The sequence below is a fragment of the Terrimonas pollutisoli genome (genome assembly GCF_029360765.1).
Classification (GTDB): domain Bacteria; phylum Bacteroidota; class Bacteroidia; order Chitinophagales; family Chitinophagaceae; genus Terrimonas_B; species Terrimonas_B pollutisoli.
The window spans coordinates 303,720-326,394 of record NZ_JARKNA010000002.1 but is presented as its reverse complement, the minus strand read 5'-3'; the positions used below and the strand labels follow the sequence as shown (position 1 = coordinate 326,394).

Sequence of the window (22,675 nt, the reverse complement as noted above, 5' to 3'; positions counted from 1 at the left end):
AATTACTTCAGCTGTTACTCATAAGTACCTATTAACGTAGTGACAGACTTTGCTTCAATTTTAATATTATCCGCTACTGCTACCGACCGCGACAAACTTTTTGCAGCAGTAGTAGTATAAACATCCAACTTATTGCCTGCTATTTTAATTGTTGATCCTAAACCTGACAGCCCGAATATTTTTGAACTGGAACTCATGTTCACAATCACAAACACGAGTTTCCGGTTTACAACATCTTTATACGCCGATATCATCTGAGAATCGGCTGCGGTAATATCATCAATACCTTCGATGGAAGCAGCGATTCTCTTCATACCCGGCCTTACAAACCGTGAATAATTACCAAAGCACCACAACTGTTTTGAGTCCGACACAATGCCATCGGTTTTACTTGCATTCAGATCATATCCGCCGGAGGGATCATTAATATATACCAAGCCATCACTATAATTATAAGGGTTCATGGTCAGCCACCACTGCCAGGAACTCGCACCAGCAATGGCCAGGTCATGATGAATTACCTTGGCTACATAAAGCCCATAGTCAATACTTATGTTTTTGGGATAGCCATTGTATTGACCACATATATCTCCCAATATCCCGAACTCTGTTTGCCATAAACCCAAACCTGCATCCACTGCGTTTCTTTTATTAACCACATTGCTGCGGATATTCATCAAGTTATTGTCGGGACAGGTAGTGAAATAACTATGCGCAGAAATTATTTTTGCCGTGTTGGGCACATTGCCGATATAATTTGAAGAAGCGGGACTGAACCAATTATAAATCTGATCGCCCCTGTTGTTGTCATAGGTATTGGAGGTAAAATTCCATTGTGCTGCTTCGCCCGCTACAATTGATGTAGCTAATGACCTGCTTTGCAATTTAGGACCCAACAATTTTACAAGATCTGCAATTTCAGTATTGGTGGCTGCAGAGCCTTCCTGCGATGGGCTTCCATTGCCCCAATTCCACTGTGGCTCATTGAAAGGACTGATATAATCAAATTTGAAATGATCAGATACTTCGGCCAGGAATTCTGCATAATCCGGCATCTTGCCTGATTGCAGATTGAAAGATGATCGCCCGCCTCCGTGTGCCTTTCCATCAAGTGTTATATAAACCGGCGCAGAAATAGCAAATCCTAATGTATACTTTACTCCCCGTTGTTTGGCTTCATTTAAAAACCATTGACTGCCGGCCTGCTTGCTCCAGTTGTAGCTACCATCAGCCTGCAAAAAACATTCTTCTCTTCTCCACTCATCAGGAATCTCGCTGTTGGTACCCTGTTCAAAACTTCCGGCGCCAATATTTACACGCCACAAAGAAAGACCGATCCCCTTGGGAATGCCATCACTTGCGGTATCCATGCTGAACAGATAGTCTGCAATCCTTTTTTTCTTATTGGCGTCCGCCCATTTGCCGACGAACTTGGCTGTCCAGCCGTCAGATGCGCCGAAGCTATGTATGGTTTGTTTTTCATCAGCCAGGTTAATCGTTAATTTCAAAGGCGTATTTGCGAGGCAAGTATCTATTCCGTTGTAAAAACAAGGATTAGGCGGAGGCGGAGTAGGGCCGGTTTTTTTATTGCAGGCATAAATTATCCCTGCAAAGAAAACCATCACTAAAAAAAAGATATGTTTTTTAACCATTTCTATTATTTTTTATATCCTGGTCTTTGCATCAATGCTCATTGTTGTATTGCAGTTACTCAGTCAAAGTCGTTTACTGCTATGATAAGAATACAATACCAAAAGCGGCCGAAAACCGTGGCGGGCAGGAACACCCGCCACGGAAGCCGCTTAAGTAAAACGATATTGAATTCTTAATATCCGTTATTTTGGGTAACAGTACCATTGCTGGCCTGTATAACAGTTCTTGGTATCGGCCACACTTCATGTTTGCCTTCCTTAAATTCGATTCCTTTATTCAGGCTTTCACGGTGGGGCGTCTTTTCAATAGGATCAACATTGGTGGTAGTATTATATTTTACAAAACTGCCATTGGGTCCCATCAGTAATGAAATTAATTTTTTACCGCCAATCTTAATTCTTCTGATATCGTCCCATCTGTAGGTGCCTTCACCTGCCAGTTCAAGCCTTCTTTCGTTATAAATAGCTAATTTTAGCGCATCACCTGTCAAACCTATTTTTGGTGCGAGATTGACTCTTAGCCTTACTTTATTTAAAGAAACTAACGCTTCGGCGTCATGTCCGCTAAAGGCAGCGGCTTCCGCATGTATCAGCAATATTTCTGCAAAACGTAACATAATCTGATTTAATGGCTGGTTACCATATAGACCGCCTCTTTCAGCTATAGGCACATACAATTTTCTGAAATAACGACCTGATGTGTGTTGACCAATATCAGCCGGAAATATGCGGTTTTCGCCTTCAACTGGTTCACCTGCCTTAACAATGGTATTTTTTCTCCGTATATCATCTCCTTCGGCTATAAAAGCATTTTCCAGGTTACTGGTTTGGCCAAACCAGCCCCAGCCTCCATCATTGGTGGCCCATGTCATGGTGGTAGCTCTTACACCTGTATTGTATTTGGTATCCGGATTGTACCCGATTTCAAATAATGATTCCCTACTCCATGGATTGCTTGTTTTAAATAAATCGCCATAATCAGGCAACAGAATATACTTATTTGATTGAATTACTGTTTGAGCAGTACTTTCAGCATTTGCATAATCTTCCATGAAAAGATATGCTTTGGCTAGCAAACCTAATGCAGCACCTTTTGTTGCTCTTCCTTTATCAGAAGCAGCATATGCATCCACTTCAGGCAGATCATTTGAAGCATCTTTCAGGTCCTGCACTATCTGTGCATATACATCCTTGACCGGAGAACGGGGTATCAATTCAGCGCTTGTTGGAAGGTTAGTGTACAGTACACAATCACCGAAAGTTTTTACCAATTCAAAATAGTAGTAGGCCCTCAGAAACTTTGCTTCAGCCACACCTCTTTTTTTAAGAGCTTCGCTTATGGGCGCATTTGGTAAAACCTGTATGGTATTGTTACAGTTTCTTACACCCAAATAAAGGATATCAAACAATGATTGCACATAACCATTGTCTTCATTAAGAACATTGGTGAAGGCCATCGTCCCAATTTCTGTTGGCCTGTCCTGGTAGTCATTTCCTCCCCAGCCATTATCTGAAGAACATTCAAGCATCATTCGCTGAAACCTGCCTGACCACCAGTCGGTTCCATCTATCATTGCATAGCAACCATTTATCATCGCAAGAGCAGAAGCTTCATCTTTAATTGTTGAAACCTGGTCCTGGATTCCATATAATTTCTTTTCAAAGAAATCCTTTTTACATCCTGTAATAAATAATAGGGATAATATAAGTATTGATAAAAATCCCTGCTTTTTATTTTTCATATTTTAAGTCTTTAAATTATTATGAATAAATTCCGACCCCTACAATCCAATATTTACGCCCACTATAATTGTTTTTTTAGTTGGATATTGAGAAATATCTACACCATTGGCGTTGATTGGAAGATCGCTGTTATATATTTCAGGATTAATGCCGGGATATTTCGTGAATGTGATTAGATTTTGTGCATTTGCATAAAGTCTGATTTTCCTTATTTTCGGAATCCATGCTGCCGGAATTGTATACCCCAATTGCATATTATTGATACGGAAATAATCACCCTTTTCTAAAAACCATGAGTTGAATCTCAACAAATCCGGTGATATTCCATCCTTAAGAAATCTTGGATTACTATTGGTTGAACCATCTCCATTCCATGCTTTATCGGAAGCTCCGGCATAAATGTTAGCTCCGAGTGCACCCATATAATGGAATTTTTTGGAAAACCATAAAACCTTGTGGCCAAATCTGCCATAGCCGGACAATGCAAAATCGAAGCCTTTGTATTCAACCCGCAGGTTTAAACCAACTTCCAGTTTAGGATTACGGCTACCCATGTATACCCTGTCTTTATCGTCAAGGGTACCATCACCATTTGTATCCTGGTATTTAAAATCACCTGGTTGGGCAGTTGGTTGAATTAATGTACCATTCTTACTGTAGGCATCAATTTCAGCCTGATTTTGGAATACCTTTTCTACCTGGTAGCCCCAATAACGACCTATTTCCTGGCCAATTTCTGATTTTGTGTAGGGCCCCTGTAATTCTTCAGATAATCTATAATAACCTTGCGCATTACCTAATACCGGTTCACCTGTTAAACCATAACTATCCAAATAGGGTGTATTGTGAGAAAAGTTGGCAGATGCATCAAACTTAAGTTTGTTGATTGATTTATTCTTATACCCTATTGTTGCCTCCCAACCTTTATTGGAAATTTGCCCCAAATTCAGTTTCTGTCCACCCGGAATACCAAGCTCCTCCCTTCCAACATTATCAGTGAATAGCAGGTCTTTTGCTTTTCTTTCATACAACTCTGCATTTACATAGAGTCTGTTTTCAAACCAATAAGAATCAAAACCAACGTTTACATCAACATCTCTTTCCCATTTTAAATCAGGGTTTGCAGGTCTTGCTACAACATAGATAGGATAACCAACCCGCGGATCGCCTAAATTAATAACGTTTACACTGTTAATCGACGGGCTCAAAAAATTAAGATATGAGGCAGGGTCATTTAATGAACTGTTTCCAATTTCACCATAGCTTGCCCTTATTTTTAAGTAGTTTAATGCTCTAAATGAGGAAAGAAATTTTTCTCTTGTAACTATCCATCCAACAGAACCGGATGGAAAAACAGCATACTTATTCTCATTATAAAATCTTGAGGATGCGTCCCTGCGAATATTTCCTTCAACAAAATACTTTTCCTGGTAATTATAGTTAAGTCTGCCAAAGATAGCGCCCCAGGTATCCTGCGTTTCATATCCACCAGTATTGATATAGTCGCCCTGCATGAAGCTCAAATAATAATAGTCCGGGTTGGTAGGATCCTGGCTTTTATAGCGTGCTGCAGAGTTTCCCAAACCAAACTCCTTTCTTGATTCATAACCTGCCAATAAATTGAACGTATGATCCTGCTTTAAACGATATGAATAATTTGCGGTTTGTGTCCATATCCAGTTGAAAGCATGATTTGAATTATTATAAGCGTTATCAGACTTATCAAGAGATAATGGGTCTACGGGGTCAAAGTTCCGGTCACGGTTTCCATTGTAATACCTTGGAGTATATCCTGCACTATATCCCTGGCCGGTATTAATATTCATTTGGCTCCTTACACGCAAATTCCTTAAGGGACTTACCTCAATATAGGTGGAACCTATAATCCCCATAAAATAATTTTTATTGTATACGCCCCTCGTTAACGCTGCAACGGGGTTCACATTTCTATCAATACTTGTTTGGCTGAATTGGCTAAACTGGTTGAACCCCGGTTTTGGATCAAATACAGGCAAGGTTGGTTCGGTACGCATAACTGGCATTAAATCACCCTGGCCTGGGTTTACCCAGTTCTCAAATCTTGGATTTAATGTAAAGCCAGCCCTAAAATATTTATTTGGTGTGAAATCTAAATTTAACCGAGCCAAAATCTTCTGCCAATAGGCACCACCTATCGTATAGTTACCATCTGACTTTATATAACCCAAACTACCAAACGCATTTAGTTTTTCAGACCCGCCGCTAAAACTCAGGTTGGCATTAAGCTGATTGGCACTTTTTACAGATTCTTTCCACCAATTTGTATTAGCAGCATTTGTTGGAACTACATAAGCGGGGTTTCGCCTTTTTTGAACAGCAATGTATTCATTGGCATCGGCCATTTCGGGATCCTGGTAAAATGAAGAGCCATACGATACATCTGCATCAGTCTGAAATTTACCCAGTTTCCCTTTTTTAGTAGTAATGATGATTACCCCGCCCGAAGCATCAGAACCATAAATAGCGGCCCCCGAAGCATCTTTCAAAATATCAATTGTTTCAATATCGGCAAGGTTTACAAAATTCAACCCTGACCTGCCCAGGTTTATCCCATCCATAATAACCAGCGGGTCAGTACTGTTTTGCAAAGAGGTAAAACCTCTTATCAGTATTTTTTGAGTTGGTGGGTTGGCTCCACCACTATTGGTAACCTGCACACCTGTAGCCCTACCCTGCAATACTGAACCGAGATTTGTAGAGGGCATACCTGCAAGATCTGAGCCCTTAACTGAGGATATAACACTTGTTACAGCACTTTTTTTCGATTTGCCATAACCTTTTTCTACCATTATTTCTATCTCCTGCAATTGGCCCACTTTAGCCTCCAATGTGACTTCCATATTATCACCGGCCATTACTTCCCTGGTTTCAAAAGAAACAGAAGTAATAACCAGCGGGGTTCCCTTTTCGGCTTTTATGAAAAACAAGCCCTCGTTGTTGGTGGAGGTTCCGCCTTTTTTCCCTTTTACGGAAACAGAAGCGCCTGTTACAGGTTCACCACTGGTGGATTTAACACTGCCCTTTATTACTTGCTGGGCACTGGCATTTACTGAAGCAACTAAAAACACTCCGGAGAGAATAAGTTGCAGGATTCTTCTCATAACTTTTGATTTAAGCAGTTTTAAAAAAATGATGCACTATTTTATTTTAATAAAAAGATTTCCGTATAAATGCTTAGGCTAAATGTTCAGGCGTTTATTTTATCCTCGCATCTATCCTTTTCCAGATAAGTACATTTAAATAAAGTACAGGAAGGCCCAATAAATCAGCTTTTGTGAGAAGTATGGTATATGGCATTACCTGGAGTATTTACAATCGTTACTAATCTGAGTATTTGATTTGTTAGAAAAATCTAAGTGCAAGTTGAGATGAAAGATGGCTGATGGAAATAGCTTTACTTATGGAAATGATGGACAATTTTATTATATCATTTATCTACCTTTACCTCGCTTGCAAATGAAATATGGAAAAATCAAACCAAAACATCCGTAAAAAAGAAGGATTTGAAGGACAAAGGGCGATAGTGCTACCACGGAAAATCATTTACCAGTATTGCGGCAGTGATCCTATATTATCAGGTGTACATATTACGGACATAGGGTATTATCCCAAAGCAAAATTTCATTTCCGGGAACGCCTGCATGGCATTGACCAGCACATTTTCATTTATTGTATTGAAGGAAAAGGATGGGCTGAAATTGGAAAAACAAAACAAACTATTCAGCCGGGCAGTTTTATAGTCGTGCCGGCGGAAACATCCCATCGCTATGCTGCTGATGAGAACGATCCATGGACAATTTACTGGGTACATTTCAAGGGGCATCTTGTAACGCACATAGTGGATTTAATGATAAACCAGATACAGCATCACATAGGATATATTCATTACAATGAAGCCAGGATAAAATTGTTCGACGAAATTTACTTTACGTTAGAGCGGGGATATGGCATGGACAATCTCTACTATGCTAACATGTGCTTCTGGCATTTTCTTACGTCGGTCATTTTCGATGAAAAGTTTAACTATCCGGGCAAAAAGAAAACAACCGACCAGGTGGATCTTTCCATTGACTTTATGCAGAAGAGTATTAATCTGACACTCACACTGGAAGACATTGCCAGTTCAGTAAATCTTTCTGCTTCTCATTATTCAGCTCTTTTCAAGAAAAAAACAGGATTTGCACCTATTGAGTATTTCAATCACCTTAAGATCCAGAAAGCCTGCCAATATCTTCAGTTCACTGATCTTCGTGTTAAAGAAATTGCTGCGGAATTAGGAATCGAAGACCCCTATTATTTTTCAAGAATGTTTTCAAAACTTATGTCTGTGTCACCGAATGATTACAGGGCAAAGTGGGATATTACTAAAGCAAATAAAAAAGTAGATGTCAAATGAATGCTAATACACTACTTCAAGTAAATATTCCATTAGCTGTGTAAACCATACTTTGCCATTAGCGCTTTTACTACTGCGATAGCCTTATCAACGTAATAAAAAGACCATTGTTTACCAAAACTTGCGTTGTGGTCATTCGTTGGTGATGATGCCACCTCTCATGTTATTAAGTCTGTCTTTGTTTATGCGTAATGATGAGCTTAATTAAATAATTATTTTATCAATCCTACCTGGTAGGGTATGCCGCTATGGATGACAGCCCGCATACGGCTCAGTAATTTGTACGCCACTTTTATGATGGCTTTGTTAGGTTCTTTGTGGGCGTGCTTGAGATAGTATTGCTGCAAAGGTTATATCCGTTCTTACGGCCACCCAACTGGCTTCTACCAGCAAGCTTCTTAGTTGATGATTACTTCTTTTTGTTAATCCCAGATTGATTTTGTCCATAATCAAAAAGGCTGGATAAAATCTGATTAATATCGATCAAAATAAATATGTTACTCCAATTGCTCCAAGTATAACTTGCAGTAACAAAACAATTATTTACCCAATCATTAAACCAATCGACTGGCAAATAACTGATGTTGGCATTAGCAAGCAAAGGAGAGTATCAATAAATGTGTCGTTCAATTATTGAACAATTTATATCCCGCAGCAGACCGACGATGATAATTTTTAAGACAAGTCGCGTTGGGTCAAAAGCAATAAGAACAAATAAAATTAACAATCCGATTGGCATTTATAAATGTCAACAAATACTAATTTTTCCCATTGAGGCCTGCCACATATTTTGCGACAATCAAACGTTCAGCCAATGCCAATTAAAAAATCTGCATTCAGTAGCATTTATATTAAAATCGTGATTATTTTATCAGATATCAGGCTTATTACAGATCACTACAAGTAATATTTTTCCTGGCATATCAAATCGGGCAAAAAGAAATATTTATAAGGCAAATGGATTTATTTATAGCTGAAAGGGGTAGAATCCGGATAGCTCATCCGAATTATGGTTTTTTCTCTGTCTTAAGACGAAAGTTTTTGGCCTTCCTTTCTTTCATGCTATCGTGGAATAAAAGATCAGGTTGCATTTTCCTGTTTCGCTCCTTGCTCTTCACATTCTTTTCAAAATCTCCGGGATCGTATATATACAAGCTGTCTGTAATGTTTAGTAACTGGATAAGACTTCTATTTTCAGATAATTTCAGATGACGGTATTTGATGGCATTAGTTTTCAGCGACCGTATCTCAACAGATTGATCCATGTATAACCAAGAAAGAGCAGTCAGTCCTATAAAAAACATAAATGCTATTGCTGTTGTGGTGTGTACATAATAATAGTGTTTGACCTTTGCCGGAATAAGCTGCAAAAGTTTTACGTGATACTGATACAAGGCGCTTTTCAACTCTTCCACTTTCTTTTCCCGAAAATCATTTATAACCGGATGATTCATCTTTTCTTTTAATTCCTCCAAGTAACCGTGCTGTCCAGCCAATTGCTGATTTGAATGTTGCAATTCTTCAAGGATCAATTTAAGCAACGCCTGCTCATTACTGGTCTCTTTTGCCATCTCTAATTTTTTTTAAGACTTTATAAATGCTGTGATCTTTTTTTCTTCCTTTTCTTTTTGATCAATGCAGGATTAATATTCTCTTGCAGAGCAGGTGATTTCAAAATCAGTTCGGTTGAAGCTGACAGGGACAGATTTTTTTGTTTTCCAAAATGCTGTTTTTGGTGTAAAGATTTCAAATGCAGTATTTGTGTTCTTTCGGATTCGCTCGGTTGTTCATTGTGTAGAATATCTTTTTTCAGTTCCCGCTGAAGGCTTACTATTTTTTGGATTCTCGAAAGCGGAAAACCAACTTCACTTCCTTTAACGCGGACTTTTTGCGGATCAATAAAAGCGATGCCTCTTGCTTTCAATACCTGGTAATTTCTTTGTTTCATTTTTTGCTCGAATTCCTGATAATTTTTTGAAACATTCAGGCACTCCCGGATGTCACGGCGTAGCTTCTCTTTCCGTTGATCAAGACGGGGAATATGCCTCTGCTCTTTGGATAAAAACCGGCGGGGGCTAAGGACTTGTTGTAGCCCGTATTTTAGTTCCATCTTCCTGCAATAAGCCGCCATCTTCTGATAGTTGTTATTATCCTTCACTGTCTTGCCATCAAAACCCACCCGGTTGATAACGATATGTAAATGCTGATGATGGGTATCGTTATGGCCAATGGCTAAATATTGATTTTTTTCAAAACACAAATCTTTGGCACAGTCTTCAACAAGACCGGCTAATCTTTCCTTGCCCAACTTTTCACCCGGCGCTAAACTTAAGGTGATATGCATGACAGGTTTGGATAATTTAAGATTAAGATTCCGGACATCATTAAACTGACGGATCAGATCCAATTTATCACCGTAACAAAGATTATAGCAAAGTACTTCCGCACGTTGTTGGACAACCTGTTCTTTTTGTTCCGATTGCTTCTTGTTTTCCAGACAATAACTGATGCAGCCACGGAAAGATTTTCCGATAATTATTTTGCCAATCATTGAAGAAAATTTTTGATGTCAGCAGCCAGCCGTTTGATGTCGTTGGAGAGAACTGTTAAACCCGCTCTTTCGATGACACTGAGTTCATCATGCTGGTTTCTTTTTTTGGCTACCTGGTTTATGTTAGCAGCCATGTGATTGAGCGTTGCTGTAAATAGTAAAACTTCTTTAGGCAACACTTTTATTTTCCTGTCAGCTTGTCCTTTTAATCCCAGCTCTCTTAAGTATTCAGACATAGATAACCCAACCGCTTTTGCATTTAGTTGAATCAGTTTTTTTTCAATCAATGAACACTTCACGCCTATAAACTGATTTTGTTTAACCGGTTTTACGGGCCGTCCTCCTTTGCCTTTCTTAGATATTTGTATAGCGTTCATCACTCTTCACAAATTCAATGTCTGTTGCAATACCTTTTTGAATCCCGACCAAAGTCCGGATGAAAAAAGCCAGCGTTTCGGTAAAACCGAAACATAGCTGGCTCCTGAAAATTTAAAGATGCATTCCCCGTCGGCGGCTTTGTTTTAGTTCATGACTTACGGACTTAATAAGATACTCATTTAAATCTTTGAACCGCTGGTAATATCGGCTCTGATCATGATATTTATCGGACCATTGCAAAGCCTGCTGTGTGCATTGTTGACCCATCCGGTCAAGGTCAAGGAACAAATGAATCGAATCATAGTTTTCCATCAACCCCCGGCTCTTTTCAAAAAAAGAAAGAGAGTTCAATACCAGAGAAGCTGCATGAATATCTGGCAGTCCGATAGCTGATTTTTTGTTTGATTGTTGCAGGGTTTGAAAAGAAAGAAAGCTGAAAAAACCTTCAAAAACAGCCAGCTCTTTTTCACCGTTCCGCTGGATCAATCTTGGCTCTTTGGGTGTGCTACTACCCTTGAAATAAGCATTGCGTAATTCATAACCACCATTGTCATTTTTAAAGCCTATCGCCAGGTGCTTTTTACCATATAACTCAAAGGCTACTTCGTGGCAAAATTGGTTGGCAATAGCAAGCGGAATCCGACGATTATTCAAGTATTCCCTGAGAATAGGATCTGTGATCTCCCGACTACTTAATACATGAATCTTCCCGGCCTCGTTGGAAAGTTTTTTCTTTTCACCAGCCGGCTGGTAGCCAAGCGGGTGAAAAGAAACAATGATCGCTTTTTCGTCTTCTAATCTGGAAAGCAGTTCTTTCACCGAACACCGGTAAAACAGCTTTCCAAAATCTACCAGCGTACCGCCTTTGCCTATCCCATGATCATACCAGACATTCATTCGACGGTTGACCTTAAATGATGGCGTTTTTTCTTCCCGTAGTGGTGACACGTACCAGTAGTCATTGCCTCGAATTTTCTGTGGCCTATACCCTAATTTTTCAAGATAATTCACCAGGTCAATTTGATTAACCTGTTTACAAAGCAACGGTTGTGTTTTCATGAGTGGGATTTGAAAGAGTTTACTTTGCTTTGCTGGATCAGTTCTTCCACATCTTTCCAATGGAAATAGCGGCGGGTATGGATCTTGACTGATGTGATCCTGCCCTGCTTCAGCCAGTCATAAAGGGTAGGCTTTGAGACGTGAAAGATCTCACATACTTCTTTGGCTTTTAGTAGCGGTCTTTTAGCATGAATATCAACAGGTGTTTCCGGCCTGCTTTCCATGACTACTTCTTCCACAATAGTTCTTAATTGGCACCAAAAGGCTTTTGGTTCCATTGGTAATAACATCTGCACGTTTTCCATACTTCATTGTTTTAGCCACGCAATATGGCCAAACAGCCAAGGAAAATCCAGTTAAGTATAGATAATTTGTAAAAAAATAGCCTGTTATGGCCATTTAGAGAAAGTTGAAATGCACTTTATTTTGGGGGGGAAGTTTATTGTAATATTTTTTGTTGTAATTGATCCAGCAGTTGAATGGCTCTTTCACAAGACAATTGCATGAAATAATCTTTGGCATCTTCAAAATCATTGATTATTTCGGTACGCTTCCTGATGCTTTTGCGGTTCCACTGTCCCCTTATAGTTATTTGTAACGCAGGTACAATACTCTTGACAGATACCCCGTATTGTTGTGTTAACAGTTTTGCATAATTGGTATCGATAGAACCGTTTTTAATACCGGCCATATGCTGGTAGGCATGTTGTATCAGCATCAGTGATAAAACCGAATATTGTTCTTTCTTGCACTGCTGTAATCCTTCCAGTTTTTTTGTTCTGAAAGATTCCATACAATTATCTAAATGCGGTAAAAACTCTAACTGGTAATGCGGCCAGTACATTGTCAAGAATAAGGAAAGAAAAACAATCAGAGACGCTGGTATCAAAGAAGGTAGAACAGGTTGCTCGTTGTTGATCAGTAGCACAATCAAACTTCCGGATATCAACAAGAAAATAAAATGATTTACAAATATCTTCATCCAGTAAGAAGCGGTCAATTTTCGACGGGTAGCTAGTAAACTCCATTCTGGAAATACTTCCAGGTACCTTTCATGTTGCTGTTGAAAAATTTTCGAAAGTAAGGGTTGGGGAAACGGGAGATCTGGCAATAGATTATTGAATTTCATAACACACATTTTTCATTTTCACTAATTCGATTATCACAATAAAAATAAGAAATTTAAATAGAGTCAGTTCAAGGAAAGCTAAGTTTTATAATTTCTTTTCTTCTTGTTTCAAATAAGCTTAGTAATCCTCTTTAACGTTCTTACACAATTAGAAGCAGTGCCGGGCAATCTCTGCCAATACGTAATAACAGTGTTATATTCATTGATGTTTTGGCAGTGGTTGCCGCAGTGCCAATAAAACGGAAAAGGTGATAGCTGAAAGGTGACCGATTGAAAGTACAAGGTATAGCGGAGCGATCCGCAGTATCTTGAAAGAGGTGACCTGAAGGCGATTAAAGAGTATGTTATTAAGGAATGCCCAACGGTTTTTAAAATATCATTCCCGATGAATCAGTTTTTGATATTAATGAGATTCACTACAACTTTTATCATCATGTCTTTTTCTTCGGGTTTGCTTTCAGCGATCATCAAAGTAAGAGCCACCAACGCATTATCAGCAAGCCGTTTTGATCCATCCGATTTATACAGGATGTCATTTTTCTCCAGGAACCAGACAAACAGGAACGCAGCTATACGTTTGTTACCGTCAGAGAAAGAGTGATTTTTTATAACAAAATATAACAAGTTAGCAGCCTTTTCCTCTACACTGGGATAAAAGTCCTGACCGCCAAATGTTTGGTATATCGCTCCCAGGGAGCTTTGAAAAGATTCGTCTTTTTCATTGCCAAACAATGAGCTTCCGCCGAACTTATCCTTTAAGCCTTTGATGGCTTTCATTGATTCTTCATAAGTGATACGGAACAGCTCTTTTGGCGTAGTCTCCTGAATTTCCAGAATCTGGTGATCATACTTGTCCAGCACATCAAGGGCATATGTATAATCGGTAATTACCTTTAACAGGCCTTCTGCTTCCCCTGTATTCAGGGTTTTGTTTTCAATTACATTGCCCATCAATTTAACTGTTTGTTTCAGTTCTTCCAATTGACGTGATTGATCCTGCAGACGCTTTTGATTGACTGCATACCCTTTTACCAAATAATCCTTTAATACTTTGTTGGCCCAAATCCGGAATTGTGTACCTCTTGGAGATTTGACGCGGTATCCAATAGAAATTATTACTTCCAGGTTATAGAAAGCTACCGGCCTATCTGAATTTGCAATGTGCAAATTTTGCACATTGCTTTCCTGATCCAACTCCTTGTTTTTGAATATATTATTAATGTGCTTACTTATAACTGTACGATCCCGGCTAAATAACTCCGCAATTTGCTCCTGGCGCAGCCAAACTGTCTCATTCTCCAATCTAACATCAATGGAGGCTTCCCCGTCCTGGCTTTCATAAATAATAACTTCTCCTTTTTTTTCAGCATCCATACATTAATGATTATTTAATTAGTTACAAGATATCTTGTTTGCGAACGTCACAAATTATGATGATAAGATTTATATACTATCCTTTTAAAATATGCGTCTGCAAATATCGGTTTACATAATCATCCACATCAATTGCCTTTTTTAGTCCCTGGTCTTTTAGCCATTGCTGTATTTCAGATTTTTTAAACTTGTAGAGCTTCCCTACACGGAAAAAAGGGATTTCCCCACTTCCGCACTTTGCATAAATGATATGCTTTTCCAACGCGAGAAATTCTGCAACTTCATTCAGGCTCATAATGGAATCCTGTTCCTGCACTGGTTGCTTTTGATGATTCAAAATTTCAACAAGCATTACTTTAATTTGCTGTAGGTCGTTATCCATTTTTTCCAATCTTTCCTCTGTCGACATATTGCAATCGTTTACATTTATTTTAAATATTTATCAATTGATCAAATTCTGGCTTTATTCGAGGCTTTCACTTTAACCTGGTCCGCCACCTTTGCATAGATTTCTGTTGTTTTCACATGCTTGTGGTTAAGCATTTTACTGACTACGTAAATATCCTCACCCCCTGTGATTAACTGTGTGGCATACGTGTGCCGGAAATTATGATAAGTTATATCTTTCTTTATTCCTGCACGTAAACACCATTCCTTTACAATTTTGAGTGTTCTGTCATAATCCAGGCCAGGGAATAATAAGTCCTCGTCATTCCCTCGTTCACCAAGCAGGTCAACAGCCTGTTGATTGATATAATGTTTAAAAGGTCTTTTGGGTTTTGGGTCTATCAGGTAAACATACCATGCCTTCAGTTCTTTTGTAAAATGCAAATCACCCCAATGCAATGATTCCACAGCACTGTAACGAAGACCAGTAAGAATAGAAAACATAGAAGCTTTATAGACTGTATCGTCTTCTATCGGTTCTGACTTTAATCTTTCTATTTCCTCGTCATCGAGAAATTGCCGTATTACTTCTACATTTTTTATTCGCTCTATTTTCAAAATATAATTTTCGGGCAGATAATTATCAATAAACGCCTTTTCCACAATGGAAAGCATCTTGTCAAAATAAGAAGAGGCAGAGTTAGTGTCCAGTGTAAATCTCTTTGATTTAAGTGTCGTGGTTGTAAGCAGAAAATCTTTGAATCGTTCCAGGAAGTTTTCATCAATGTGTCTGAATTTACAATGATCACCCGAAAATTTCTTTAAGTATTTGATAGCAGACTTATGATGCTCCACATTTTTTCCGGCCTTTTCTTTTGACTTAATGAAGCCCAGAGCATATACATAAAAATCACTTTCCAGGATGTCTTTATTAAATATCCGGTTTTCTTCCAGCATGAAAGACTTCATACGTTTCAGGTAAATTTTTTCAGCCAACTCCTTATTAAGTTCATTCTGTTTTTTCTCCAGCATTGTTTTCGGATTCGGATGCAGGAACAGCTTTAAGTACTCTCTGCGACTATAAATTTTCTTTACGGGGTTCCATACAGGAGGATAATAGTCAATATATAAACTGATCTTACCCGTATATAATTTCCTTTGCCTCAGCTTTCCTCTCATATGCTGCCGTATTTGAAATTAAGATAATTGATAACTGCATCCTTATTAAACACTAAACGTTTCCCAATCTTCATCTTTGGAAACTTCTTGTCCTTTATTAACCTGAAAAGTGTTCGTTCACTGAGGCTTGTTATAACAGACAATTCCTTTACGTTGACCAGTTCTTTTGAAACTTTTATTTCAGGTTGAATAACTTCCTGCTGATCCGGGATTTTATTTTTCGTCTGTTGATTAGACTGTTCAATTTTATTCTGCTTTTCTTTTTTCTTATAATCAGCAGAGTTGCATTTATGAGAACAATATCTTGTTATCGTAGTCCGTGCCATGAAGATCTCACCACAATGCTCACAAACTTTTTTTATACGAATGTTACTGCTCATGATATTTGAAAAATAGAGTCAAAAATGGTTTTAAATTGCATTATACTGCATTATAATGCCATATACTGCCATAATTTAACCTTCACTAAATTTGATTTGTACCATATGAAGGTATTAAAAACTGGTACAAATAAGAAACAATAAAAGAATAAAAATGGAGAAAAGAAACGTCAGTTTCCTGAAATGATTATCTGTACTACGTTGCAAAAGAATGGAATAAGTAAAATAAAGTTAAGTGGGGTAAGTGGCTTACTTGCCAATACAGAACTTACTAAAGATAAAATCAAGCATATCTTCATTACTTACCTGGCCGGTTATTTCTCCCAGGTAATGCAGGCATCTCCGAATATCGAGAGCTAATAAATCACCCGGCAGTTTGTTGTCAAGGCCTGTTTTGATATCATACAAAGACTTTGCGGCTTCTTTTAATGCATGGTAATGTCGTGCATTGGTTACAATGACATTTTCTGTTTGCACCTGTCCCTGTAAAACTGCATCCACCATTTTTTCTTTCAACACTTCAATATGTTTGTTTTGCCTGGCAGAAATAAAAATTATTTTTTCTATACCTGAAAGTTCCTGTCTTACCTGTTCTTCTCCAACCTCATCAATTTTATTAGCAACTAACAAATACTTCAATTGCTGTTTGTCAAGCTCTGACTTCCGGCTTCCGACTTCCGGCATCTTTTCTCCTGCGTCAAATAGATAGATCACAAGATCGGCCTGTTTCATTTTTTCGAGGCTTCGTTCAACCCCTGCGCTTTCAATGATGTCAGCGGTATGTTGTCTTATACCAGCCGTGTCAATTAACCGGAAAAGTATTCCATCAATATTAATTGTCTCCTCAATGGTATCCCGGGTCGTACCGGGTATGTCACTGACAATGGCCCGGTTTTCATTTAATAACGCATTTAACAAAGTTGATTTACCGGCATTTGGCTTTCCAACAATCGCTACACTCACCCCGTTTTTTATAACATTACCTAACTGAAAGGAATTGACTAACTGATCGGTTGAAAATTGTAGTTGCCTGATTAACTCATAAAAAGCGGAACGGTCAGCGAACTCTACATCTTCCTGTGAAAAATCGAGCTCTAATTCAATCAAGGCAGAGAAACGGATCAATTGTTCTCTCAGTTCCTTTAGTTTGGATGAAAACCCGCCACGCATCGTATTGAACGCAGCTTTATGCGACGCTTCGGTATTGCTGGCTATTACATCTGCCACTGCTTCGGCCTGGGCAAGATCCAGTTTACCATTCAAAAAAGCCCTTTGAGTAAACTCCCCCGGTTTCGCCAACCTTGCGCCGCTTTCAATACATGCTTCAATGATGCGCTGATGAATAAATGGAGACCCGTGGCAGCTTATCTCAATTACGTCTTCACCTGTGTACGACCTGGGTGAACGGAATAGGGAAACAACAACCTCGTCGATGATTTGGTCTTTGTGTTTCAGATATCCTACATGCAGTGTATTAGCTGCTTCCTGCAAAAGGTCTTTCGATGGGAACAGGCTGTCAACAATAGGAAAGGTCTGTTTACCACTCAGTCTTATTACACCAATAGCCCCGATACCTGGCGGTGTAGCCAGTGCCACTATAGTATCATCCCAACCGGATAAATGATTAATCATGCGTTACTCAGAATTGTCTTTTGTTTTCAAAAGTAGACTTCAACCGTCATCCTATAAAAACAAAAATCCTCCCCACTTGTGCGGGGAGGATATGAAACGCTAAAAATTTGTTTGTTATTCAGACTGAACCTGGAAGGTGATGGGTTGCTTACGATAAGCATTTACACTTCTACCATTTTGTATGGCTGGAGTCCAGGCCGGACCCTTTTTAATAACCCGGATAGCTTCAGCTTCCATGCCATAACCATGGTTGGTAAGAGCTCTCACATCACTGATAGAACCATCTTTGCTCACCACAAACTGAACGTATACTGTATAAGTTCCTTCAGGTGCTCCATTATCAACCGGGGTACTTGGATTTAAGTTCCTCTCGAGGTACTTTCTCCAGGCACCTTCACCACCCTTAAAGGAAGCTTCAATTTCTACTTTTTCAAAAATTTTGTTCTCATCTTCTTTCTTCTCCTCTACGATCCCTTTACCATCGTCTATCACTGCCGGGGCGACGATACCTTCGTCTTTAATACCTTCCTGTTTAATTACATCGATTTTAGCTTCCTTCAACTCCTCTTGTGCCGGAGGTGGCTCCTGTACTTCTTCATCTTTTACGATTTTCGGAGGAGTAAATTTTTGCATTTCAATCTTTGGAGGATCTGGTGGCTTCGGTGGAGGAGGAGGCGGTAATTCCTTGGGTTTTTCCTCTTCCTGCTTGATATCTGCCAAAGTCACTTCTTTAATCTCCACTTTATTCGACTTATCGTCATCCAGCGTATTCGCCAGCAATGAGCCTATCAGGGCCAGCAGGGCGAGAGAAGCCGTGATAACAAGAGCCAAAATAATGCGCTTATTATAAGTTCTCCGCAGATTATAAGCCCCATACTCCTTGTTCCGGTTCTCAAAAACCAGGTCCAGAATATCAGCGGATAATATTTTGTTGGCTTCCATGTTTAAGTTTATTTAAAATTAGATGCATTTTCCTGACAATTCCATACGATTAGTTGGTCGGGGCCGGAGCGCCACCACCTTCAGTAGCTTTTATCAGGCCTTTCTCAGTGTCAGCAATTTTTACCATGGCAAAACGCTTTACCTGGTTGATCGTCATTTCATCGAGTATGTCAACCGTATTTTTATAGGTTGCCTCTTCATTAGGCTTAATCACTACCACAAAGTCTTCGTCAGCACATTCAGCCTTAGGATCTTTGCCTTTCGATTTTGCCTTTTCTTCACAGGCTGCATTTCCACGGTAACTGGCGATCACCGATTTCTTTTTGTTGATAATGATATCACGAATACCTTTAAAAGTAGTTTGCTTAAAATTGCTGCCATCAGGTGCTAATTCTCCCTCGTAGTAATATACCTGGTCTTTGGCTCCAAGCATAATGGTCAGAGCGCCTGATTGTTTTGCTTTTGTTACTTCCTCATCTTTATCCGTATCCTTAGGCATGTTGAGGTCCATTGTTGTGGGCTCATTCATTGTTGCCGTAAAGATGAAGAACGTGATCAAAAGAAAACCAAGGTCCACCATGGGAGTCATGTCTACACGGGTAGATAGCTTTTTCGCTTTCTTTACACCCGGGCCTTTCTTGTGGCCGCCACCGCCATCACCAGTATCTAAACTTGCCATAACAGATGATTTTTAATTAATTGATAATTTATTTCTTTTCTCCGCCGCCGCCTTCTTTCCTGCGCTGCATTCCTAATTCGGAGTTGGCCGGAGCATCTTCAGGTGATGTAACAAGATTGTATTTATGTTCATCATTCCGTTTCAAGGCACTTACTACCGCTTCAAACGTGGGGTATTTGGATTTCGCATCGCCTTTGATCAGGAATGTCAATTTCTGACCAGCAAAAGCATTTTTTGATGCGGCAACCCATCTTACCAGTTCATTGGTGGCTGAATCCAAAACAGGAATACCGTCTTGTTTAATACCTTTCTGTTGATCCGCAGGAATTGCTAACAAAGACTTCAATTTTGAAAAAGGAACTCCAATAGCAGGTGTCTTTCTAAAATTGGCCATTTCAGCAGGCGATAATCCGAGATTATTCGTTGTATTCAGCTCCTGTATTATTTTATCAAAAACTCCTACATTTTTTTCGGACAACACAGAAAAGAAAACCTTGTTTTCCGGATCTACTGTAACCATTACCGCATCATTTGCGGGCAGTTTACCAGCCGAAACCGAATTAGGGGTCGTAATTTCAACAGGCTCAGGTGGTTTAAACTTGGTAGCCATGATGAAAAAAGAAAGGATCAGAAATGCGATATCCACAAAGGGTGTCATATCGGTATCCGTATTCTTCTTTGCAATATTTACACTTGGCATTTTGAAAAATTTATTAATAATAAGATGAATTGGAATCAAATTTCCATACGAAGTCATCCACTTACTGACAATCTTATTTGTACAGTGAAGCAAAACTTTGTGTCAGGGTAAAACCTGATTCATCAATGCCATATGTAATAGAGTCAATCTTAGTAGTAAACACGTTATACATGATCAGCGAAAAGGCTGAAGTACCGATACCCAGGGCTGTATTATACAAGGCCTCAGAAATACCAACCGCCAGCTCACCGGCTGCGCCTGCGCCACCTTCTTTACCAAGGGCAGAGAAAGATTTGATCATACCGATTACCGTACCTAATAAGGCGATCAGGGTACCGCAGGATACAATCGTTGACAGGAATACAAGATTTTTTGAAAGCATCGGCAGTTCCAGTGCGGTAGCTTCTTCTACTTCCTTTTGGATTGCAATTACTTTTTGATCCGTATCCAGTCCGCCTTCGTTGATCATTTCTTTGTAACGGCGAAGACCCGCTTTCATTACATTGGCAACTGATCCGCGTTGTTTGTCGCACTCAGACAGCGCTGCATCTACATTACGATTAGCCAGGTGATACTGAACCTTACGGATAAAGTCAGAAATAGAACCATTACCCATGGCTTTACGAATAGTCAAAAATCTTTCAATAGAAAATACAATCACCATTAGCAACATACCAATCAGTAAGGGTACAATGATACCACCTTCATAAATCCTGTGTAATGCATCCTTAGGTTCTTTGTGCTCAGGCCAAAAGCCACCTGCCTTATCAGGAGCTTCAAAACCAGAGTCAGCTCCTAAAATAAAACGCCAGATTGCATAACCGGCAATAATACATACTACGGGAGCAATCCACGAAATGGCGTTACTGCTTTTCTTTGCTTGCACAGAAGTAGCCTTAACTGTTGCGGATGCAGTTGGTTTAGTCTCAGCCATGATCTTAATTTTTAGTGTTTTTTTAAATGTTAATGAGCCTTATTTTGAGGCTACAATTCTAATGAAAAAGTTTATACAAAAATCTTCCCGTGATTGTTTTTTTATCACAGAGGGCTTCAAGTTAAGGATTTTTTTAAAAGCACCAACTCCCTGACAAATAATTTGATAACAAATAATATTAATTATTCGTAGCGCAATGCTTCTATAGGGTTTAATCTTCCGGCCTTTAGTGCCGGATACAGACCAGCAAGCAGCCCGACAATGCTGCAGATTACGATGCCGTATGCAACCCAATTCCAGGGAACAACAAAGCCTGTACTTAATACAATGGAGAAAATATTTCCAACTAAAATTCCAAGAACGATTCCAAAGATTGCGCCAAGCACACTGATGATCATCGCTTCTAATAAAAATTGCCGTCTCACCATTTTGCTCTTACCGCCAATTGCCTTAACCAGTCCTACTTCCTTTGTACGCTCTGATACCGACACCAGCATGATATTCATAAGACCAATAGCAGCGCCTATCAACGTGATCAGTCCAATTACCGTTGCAGATATAGTAAGAAAGCCAAGACTGTTCATTGCTTTTTCAGCGACACTGTCACTTTTGTCCAGCACAAAATTGCTTTCTTCTGTTGTTGTCAATTTTCTTATAGGACGAAATGCTGCTTCTGCTTCACCCATAGCTTCGTTCACCTGCAAAATATCCTGCGTCAAAACAGCTACTACGTAAGAATTGTCAGAGGGAAAGTTTCGGTGTGCACTGGTGTAACTTATGACAACCATATTGTCACGGCTAAACCCAAAAGTAGACCCCCTGCTGGCCATCACACCAATAACCCGGAATGGAATATTATTGATGCGTACAGTTGAATTAATGGCCATGCCTAAACTTTCTTTGAAAAGGTTTTTCGCCAGATCATTTCCCAATATGCAAACGTTGCTTGCCGATTGCACTTCGGCCTTATTAATATTTCTTCCTTCGGAAATGGTCAGGCCATTCAATAGTAAATAATTTTCATCACCGCCGAATAACGTAACATTGGGGCTTGTTTTTCTCTCCTCTTTTGTAACAATGGAATTTCTATTGCCAAAAATGGAGATGCTGGTGATTGAAGGATAATGAAAGGCTTTTACAAAAAGCTCGGCTTCATCTTTTGTAATCTTTTTTCCAAGGTTAGATTTCTTCTCTTTCTTATTTGATTTTTTTGAAAGCTTGACATCATTGTTATTTCCACCACCGCCAAAATGAATATTTCTTTCTTTGAACCGAATCGTAAATGCATTAGCTCCCATAGAAGAAAAGCTTTCAGAAAACTTTTGGTTCATCGCCTTGATAGCCGTTATAATGCCAACGAGGGCCATAATGCCAAATGCAATGATGGCAACAGTTAATCCTGTGCGCAATTTATTGCTGCGAACCGTGCGAAACGCCAGCGAGAAAACATCGCGGAAATTCATACTCGATACTTAACCCGAAATTACAGAAAGCAAGCGGATACGGGAAGAAAGTATTTAC

General features: G+C 39.3%; 20 protein-coding genes. 1 reads left to right on the top strand and 19 read right to left on the bottom strand.

The window, feature by feature from the left end; all coding sequences use genetic code 11:
- Positions 1 to 14: 14 nt before the first annotated feature.
- The 3 genes from P2W73_RS05450 to P2W73_RS05440 form a co-directional block, all read right to left on the bottom strand.
- Positions 15 to 1,652 (bottom strand): glycoside hydrolase, encoded by a 1,638-nt coding sequence (locus P2W73_RS05450; RefSeq protein ID WP_276500985.1) that lies wholly within the window; start codon positions 1,650 to 1,652, stop codon positions 15 to 17.
- 173 nt (positions 1,653 to 1,825) lie between these two features.
- The gene (locus P2W73_RS05445; RefSeq protein ID WP_276500984.1) at positions 1,826 to 3,394 is read right to left on the bottom strand and encodes a RagB/SusD family nutrient uptake outer membrane protein; all 1,569 of its coding nucleotides are present in this window, start codon (positions 3,392 to 3,394) and stop codon (positions 1,826 to 1,828) included.
- Between the two features lie 39 nt (positions 3,395 to 3,433).
- A complete protein-coding gene (locus P2W73_RS05440; RefSeq protein WP_276500983.1) occupies positions 3,434 to 6,535 on the bottom strand; it encodes a SusC/RagA family TonB-linked outer membrane protein in 3,102 nt (1,033 codons plus the stop codon).
- A gap of 362 nt (positions 6,536 to 6,897) precedes the next feature.
- Between P2W73_RS05440 and P2W73_RS05435 the strand changes: the two genes are divergently transcribed.
- The gene (locus P2W73_RS05435; protein WP_276500982.1) at positions 6,898 to 7,830 is read left to right on the top strand and encodes an AraC family transcriptional regulator; all 933 of its coding nucleotides are present in this window, start codon (positions 6,898 to 6,900) and stop codon (positions 7,828 to 7,830) included.
- A 1,007-nt stretch (positions 7,831 to 8,837) separates the two neighbouring features.
- Here P2W73_RS05435 and P2W73_RS05430 read toward each other — a convergent pair.
- The 16 genes from P2W73_RS05430 to P2W73_RS05355 all read right to left on the bottom strand — a co-directional run bounded on the left by P2W73_RS05430 (position 8,838) and on the right by P2W73_RS05355 (position 22,617).
- Positions 8,838 to 9,401 carry a hypothetical protein gene (locus tag P2W73_RS05430; RefSeq protein WP_276500981.1) on the bottom strand — a complete coding sequence of 188 codons (564 nt, stop codon included), beginning with the start codon at positions 9,399 to 9,401 and terminating at the stop codon, positions 8,838 to 8,840.
- Between the two features lie 20 nt (positions 9,402 to 9,421).
- Complete coding sequence (locus P2W73_RS05425) at positions 9,422 to 10,381, bottom strand: relaxase/mobilization nuclease domain-containing protein (RefSeq protein WP_276500980.1); 960 nt, start codon at positions 10,379 to 10,381, stop codon at positions 9,422 to 9,424.
- Positions 10,378 to 10,758 (bottom strand): plasmid mobilization protein, encoded by a 381-nt coding sequence (locus tag P2W73_RS26635; RefSeq protein ID WP_439145489.1) that lies wholly within the window; start codon positions 10,756 to 10,758, stop codon positions 10,378 to 10,380. Before P2W73_RS26635 ends, P2W73_RS05425 begins: the two co-directional genes overlap by 4 nt.
- A gap of 112 nt (positions 10,759 to 10,870) precedes the next feature.
- Positions 10,871 to 11,818, bottom strand: a complete 948-nt coding sequence (locus tag P2W73_RS05415; protein ID WP_276500978.1) for a DUF8464 domain-containing protein — start codon at positions 11,816 to 11,818, stop codon at positions 10,871 to 10,873.
- On the bottom strand, positions 11,815 to 12,123 hold the full coding sequence (locus P2W73_RS05410; RefSeq protein WP_276500977.1) for a helix-turn-helix domain-containing protein: 309 nt from the start codon (positions 12,121 to 12,123) through the stop codon (positions 11,815 to 11,817). Before P2W73_RS05410 ends, P2W73_RS05415 begins: the two co-directional genes overlap by 4 nt.
- A gap of 134 nt (positions 12,124 to 12,257) precedes the next feature.
- On the bottom strand, positions 12,258 to 12,947 hold the full coding sequence (locus P2W73_RS05405) for a hypothetical protein (protein ID WP_276500976.1): 690 nt from the start codon (positions 12,945 to 12,947) through the stop codon (positions 12,258 to 12,260).
- Positions 12,948 to 13,337: 390 nt separating this feature from the next.
- Entirely contained in the window at positions 13,338 to 14,321 is a 984-nt protein-coding gene (locus tag P2W73_RS05400; protein WP_276500975.1) for a virulence RhuM family protein/type II toxin-antitoxin system death-on-curing family toxin, read from the bottom strand.
- A 76-nt stretch (positions 14,322 to 14,397) separates the two neighbouring features.
- A complete protein-coding gene (locus P2W73_RS05395; protein WP_276500974.1) occupies positions 14,398 to 14,730 on the bottom strand; it encodes an excisionase family DNA-binding protein in 333 nt (110 codons plus the stop codon).
- Positions 14,731 to 14,771: 41 nt separating this feature from the next.
- The gene (locus P2W73_RS05390) at positions 14,772 to 15,887 is read right to left on the bottom strand and encodes a tyrosine-type recombinase/integrase (RefSeq protein WP_276500973.1); all 1,116 of its coding nucleotides are present in this window, start codon (positions 15,885 to 15,887) and stop codon (positions 14,772 to 14,774) included.
- Positions 15,884 to 16,267 carry a helix-turn-helix transcriptional regulator gene (locus tag P2W73_RS05385; RefSeq protein WP_276500972.1) on the bottom strand — a complete coding sequence of 128 codons (384 nt, stop codon included), beginning with the start codon at positions 16,265 to 16,267 and terminating at the stop codon, positions 15,884 to 15,886. Before P2W73_RS05385 ends, P2W73_RS05390 begins: the two co-directional genes overlap by 4 nt.
- A gap of 249 nt (positions 16,268 to 16,516) precedes the next feature.
- Positions 16,517 to 17,899, bottom strand: coding sequence for a tRNA uridine-5-carboxymethylaminomethyl(34) synthesis GTPase MnmE (mnmE, locus tag P2W73_RS05380; RefSeq protein ID WP_276500971.1), 1,383 nt, complete (start codon positions 17,897 to 17,899; stop codon positions 16,517 to 16,519).
- 114 nt (positions 17,900 to 18,013) lie between these two features.
- Complete coding sequence (locus P2W73_RS05375; protein ID WP_276500970.1) at positions 18,014 to 18,841, bottom strand: energy transducer TonB; 828 nt, start codon at positions 18,839 to 18,841, stop codon at positions 18,014 to 18,016.
- 49 nt (positions 18,842 to 18,890) lie between these two features.
- Positions 18,891 to 19,520, bottom strand: coding sequence for an ExbD/TolR family protein (locus P2W73_RS05370; protein ID WP_276500969.1), 630 nt, complete (start codon positions 19,518 to 19,520; stop codon positions 18,891 to 18,893).
- A 28-nt stretch (positions 19,521 to 19,548) separates the two neighbouring features.
- Positions 19,549 to 20,220, bottom strand: coding sequence for an ExbD/TolR family protein (locus P2W73_RS05365; protein ID WP_276500968.1), 672 nt, complete (start codon positions 20,218 to 20,220; stop codon positions 19,549 to 19,551).
- Positions 20,221 to 20,293: 73 nt separating this feature from the next.
- A complete protein-coding gene (locus tag P2W73_RS05360; protein WP_276500967.1) occupies positions 20,294 to 21,154 on the bottom strand; it encodes a MotA/TolQ/ExbB proton channel family protein in 861 nt (286 codons plus the stop codon).
- A 182-nt stretch (positions 21,155 to 21,336) separates the two neighbouring features.
- Entirely contained in the window at positions 21,337 to 22,617 is a 1,281-nt protein-coding gene (locus P2W73_RS05355; RefSeq protein ID WP_276500966.1) for an ABC transporter permease, read from the bottom strand.
- Between the last annotated feature and the right edge of the window lie 58 nt (positions 22,618 to 22,675).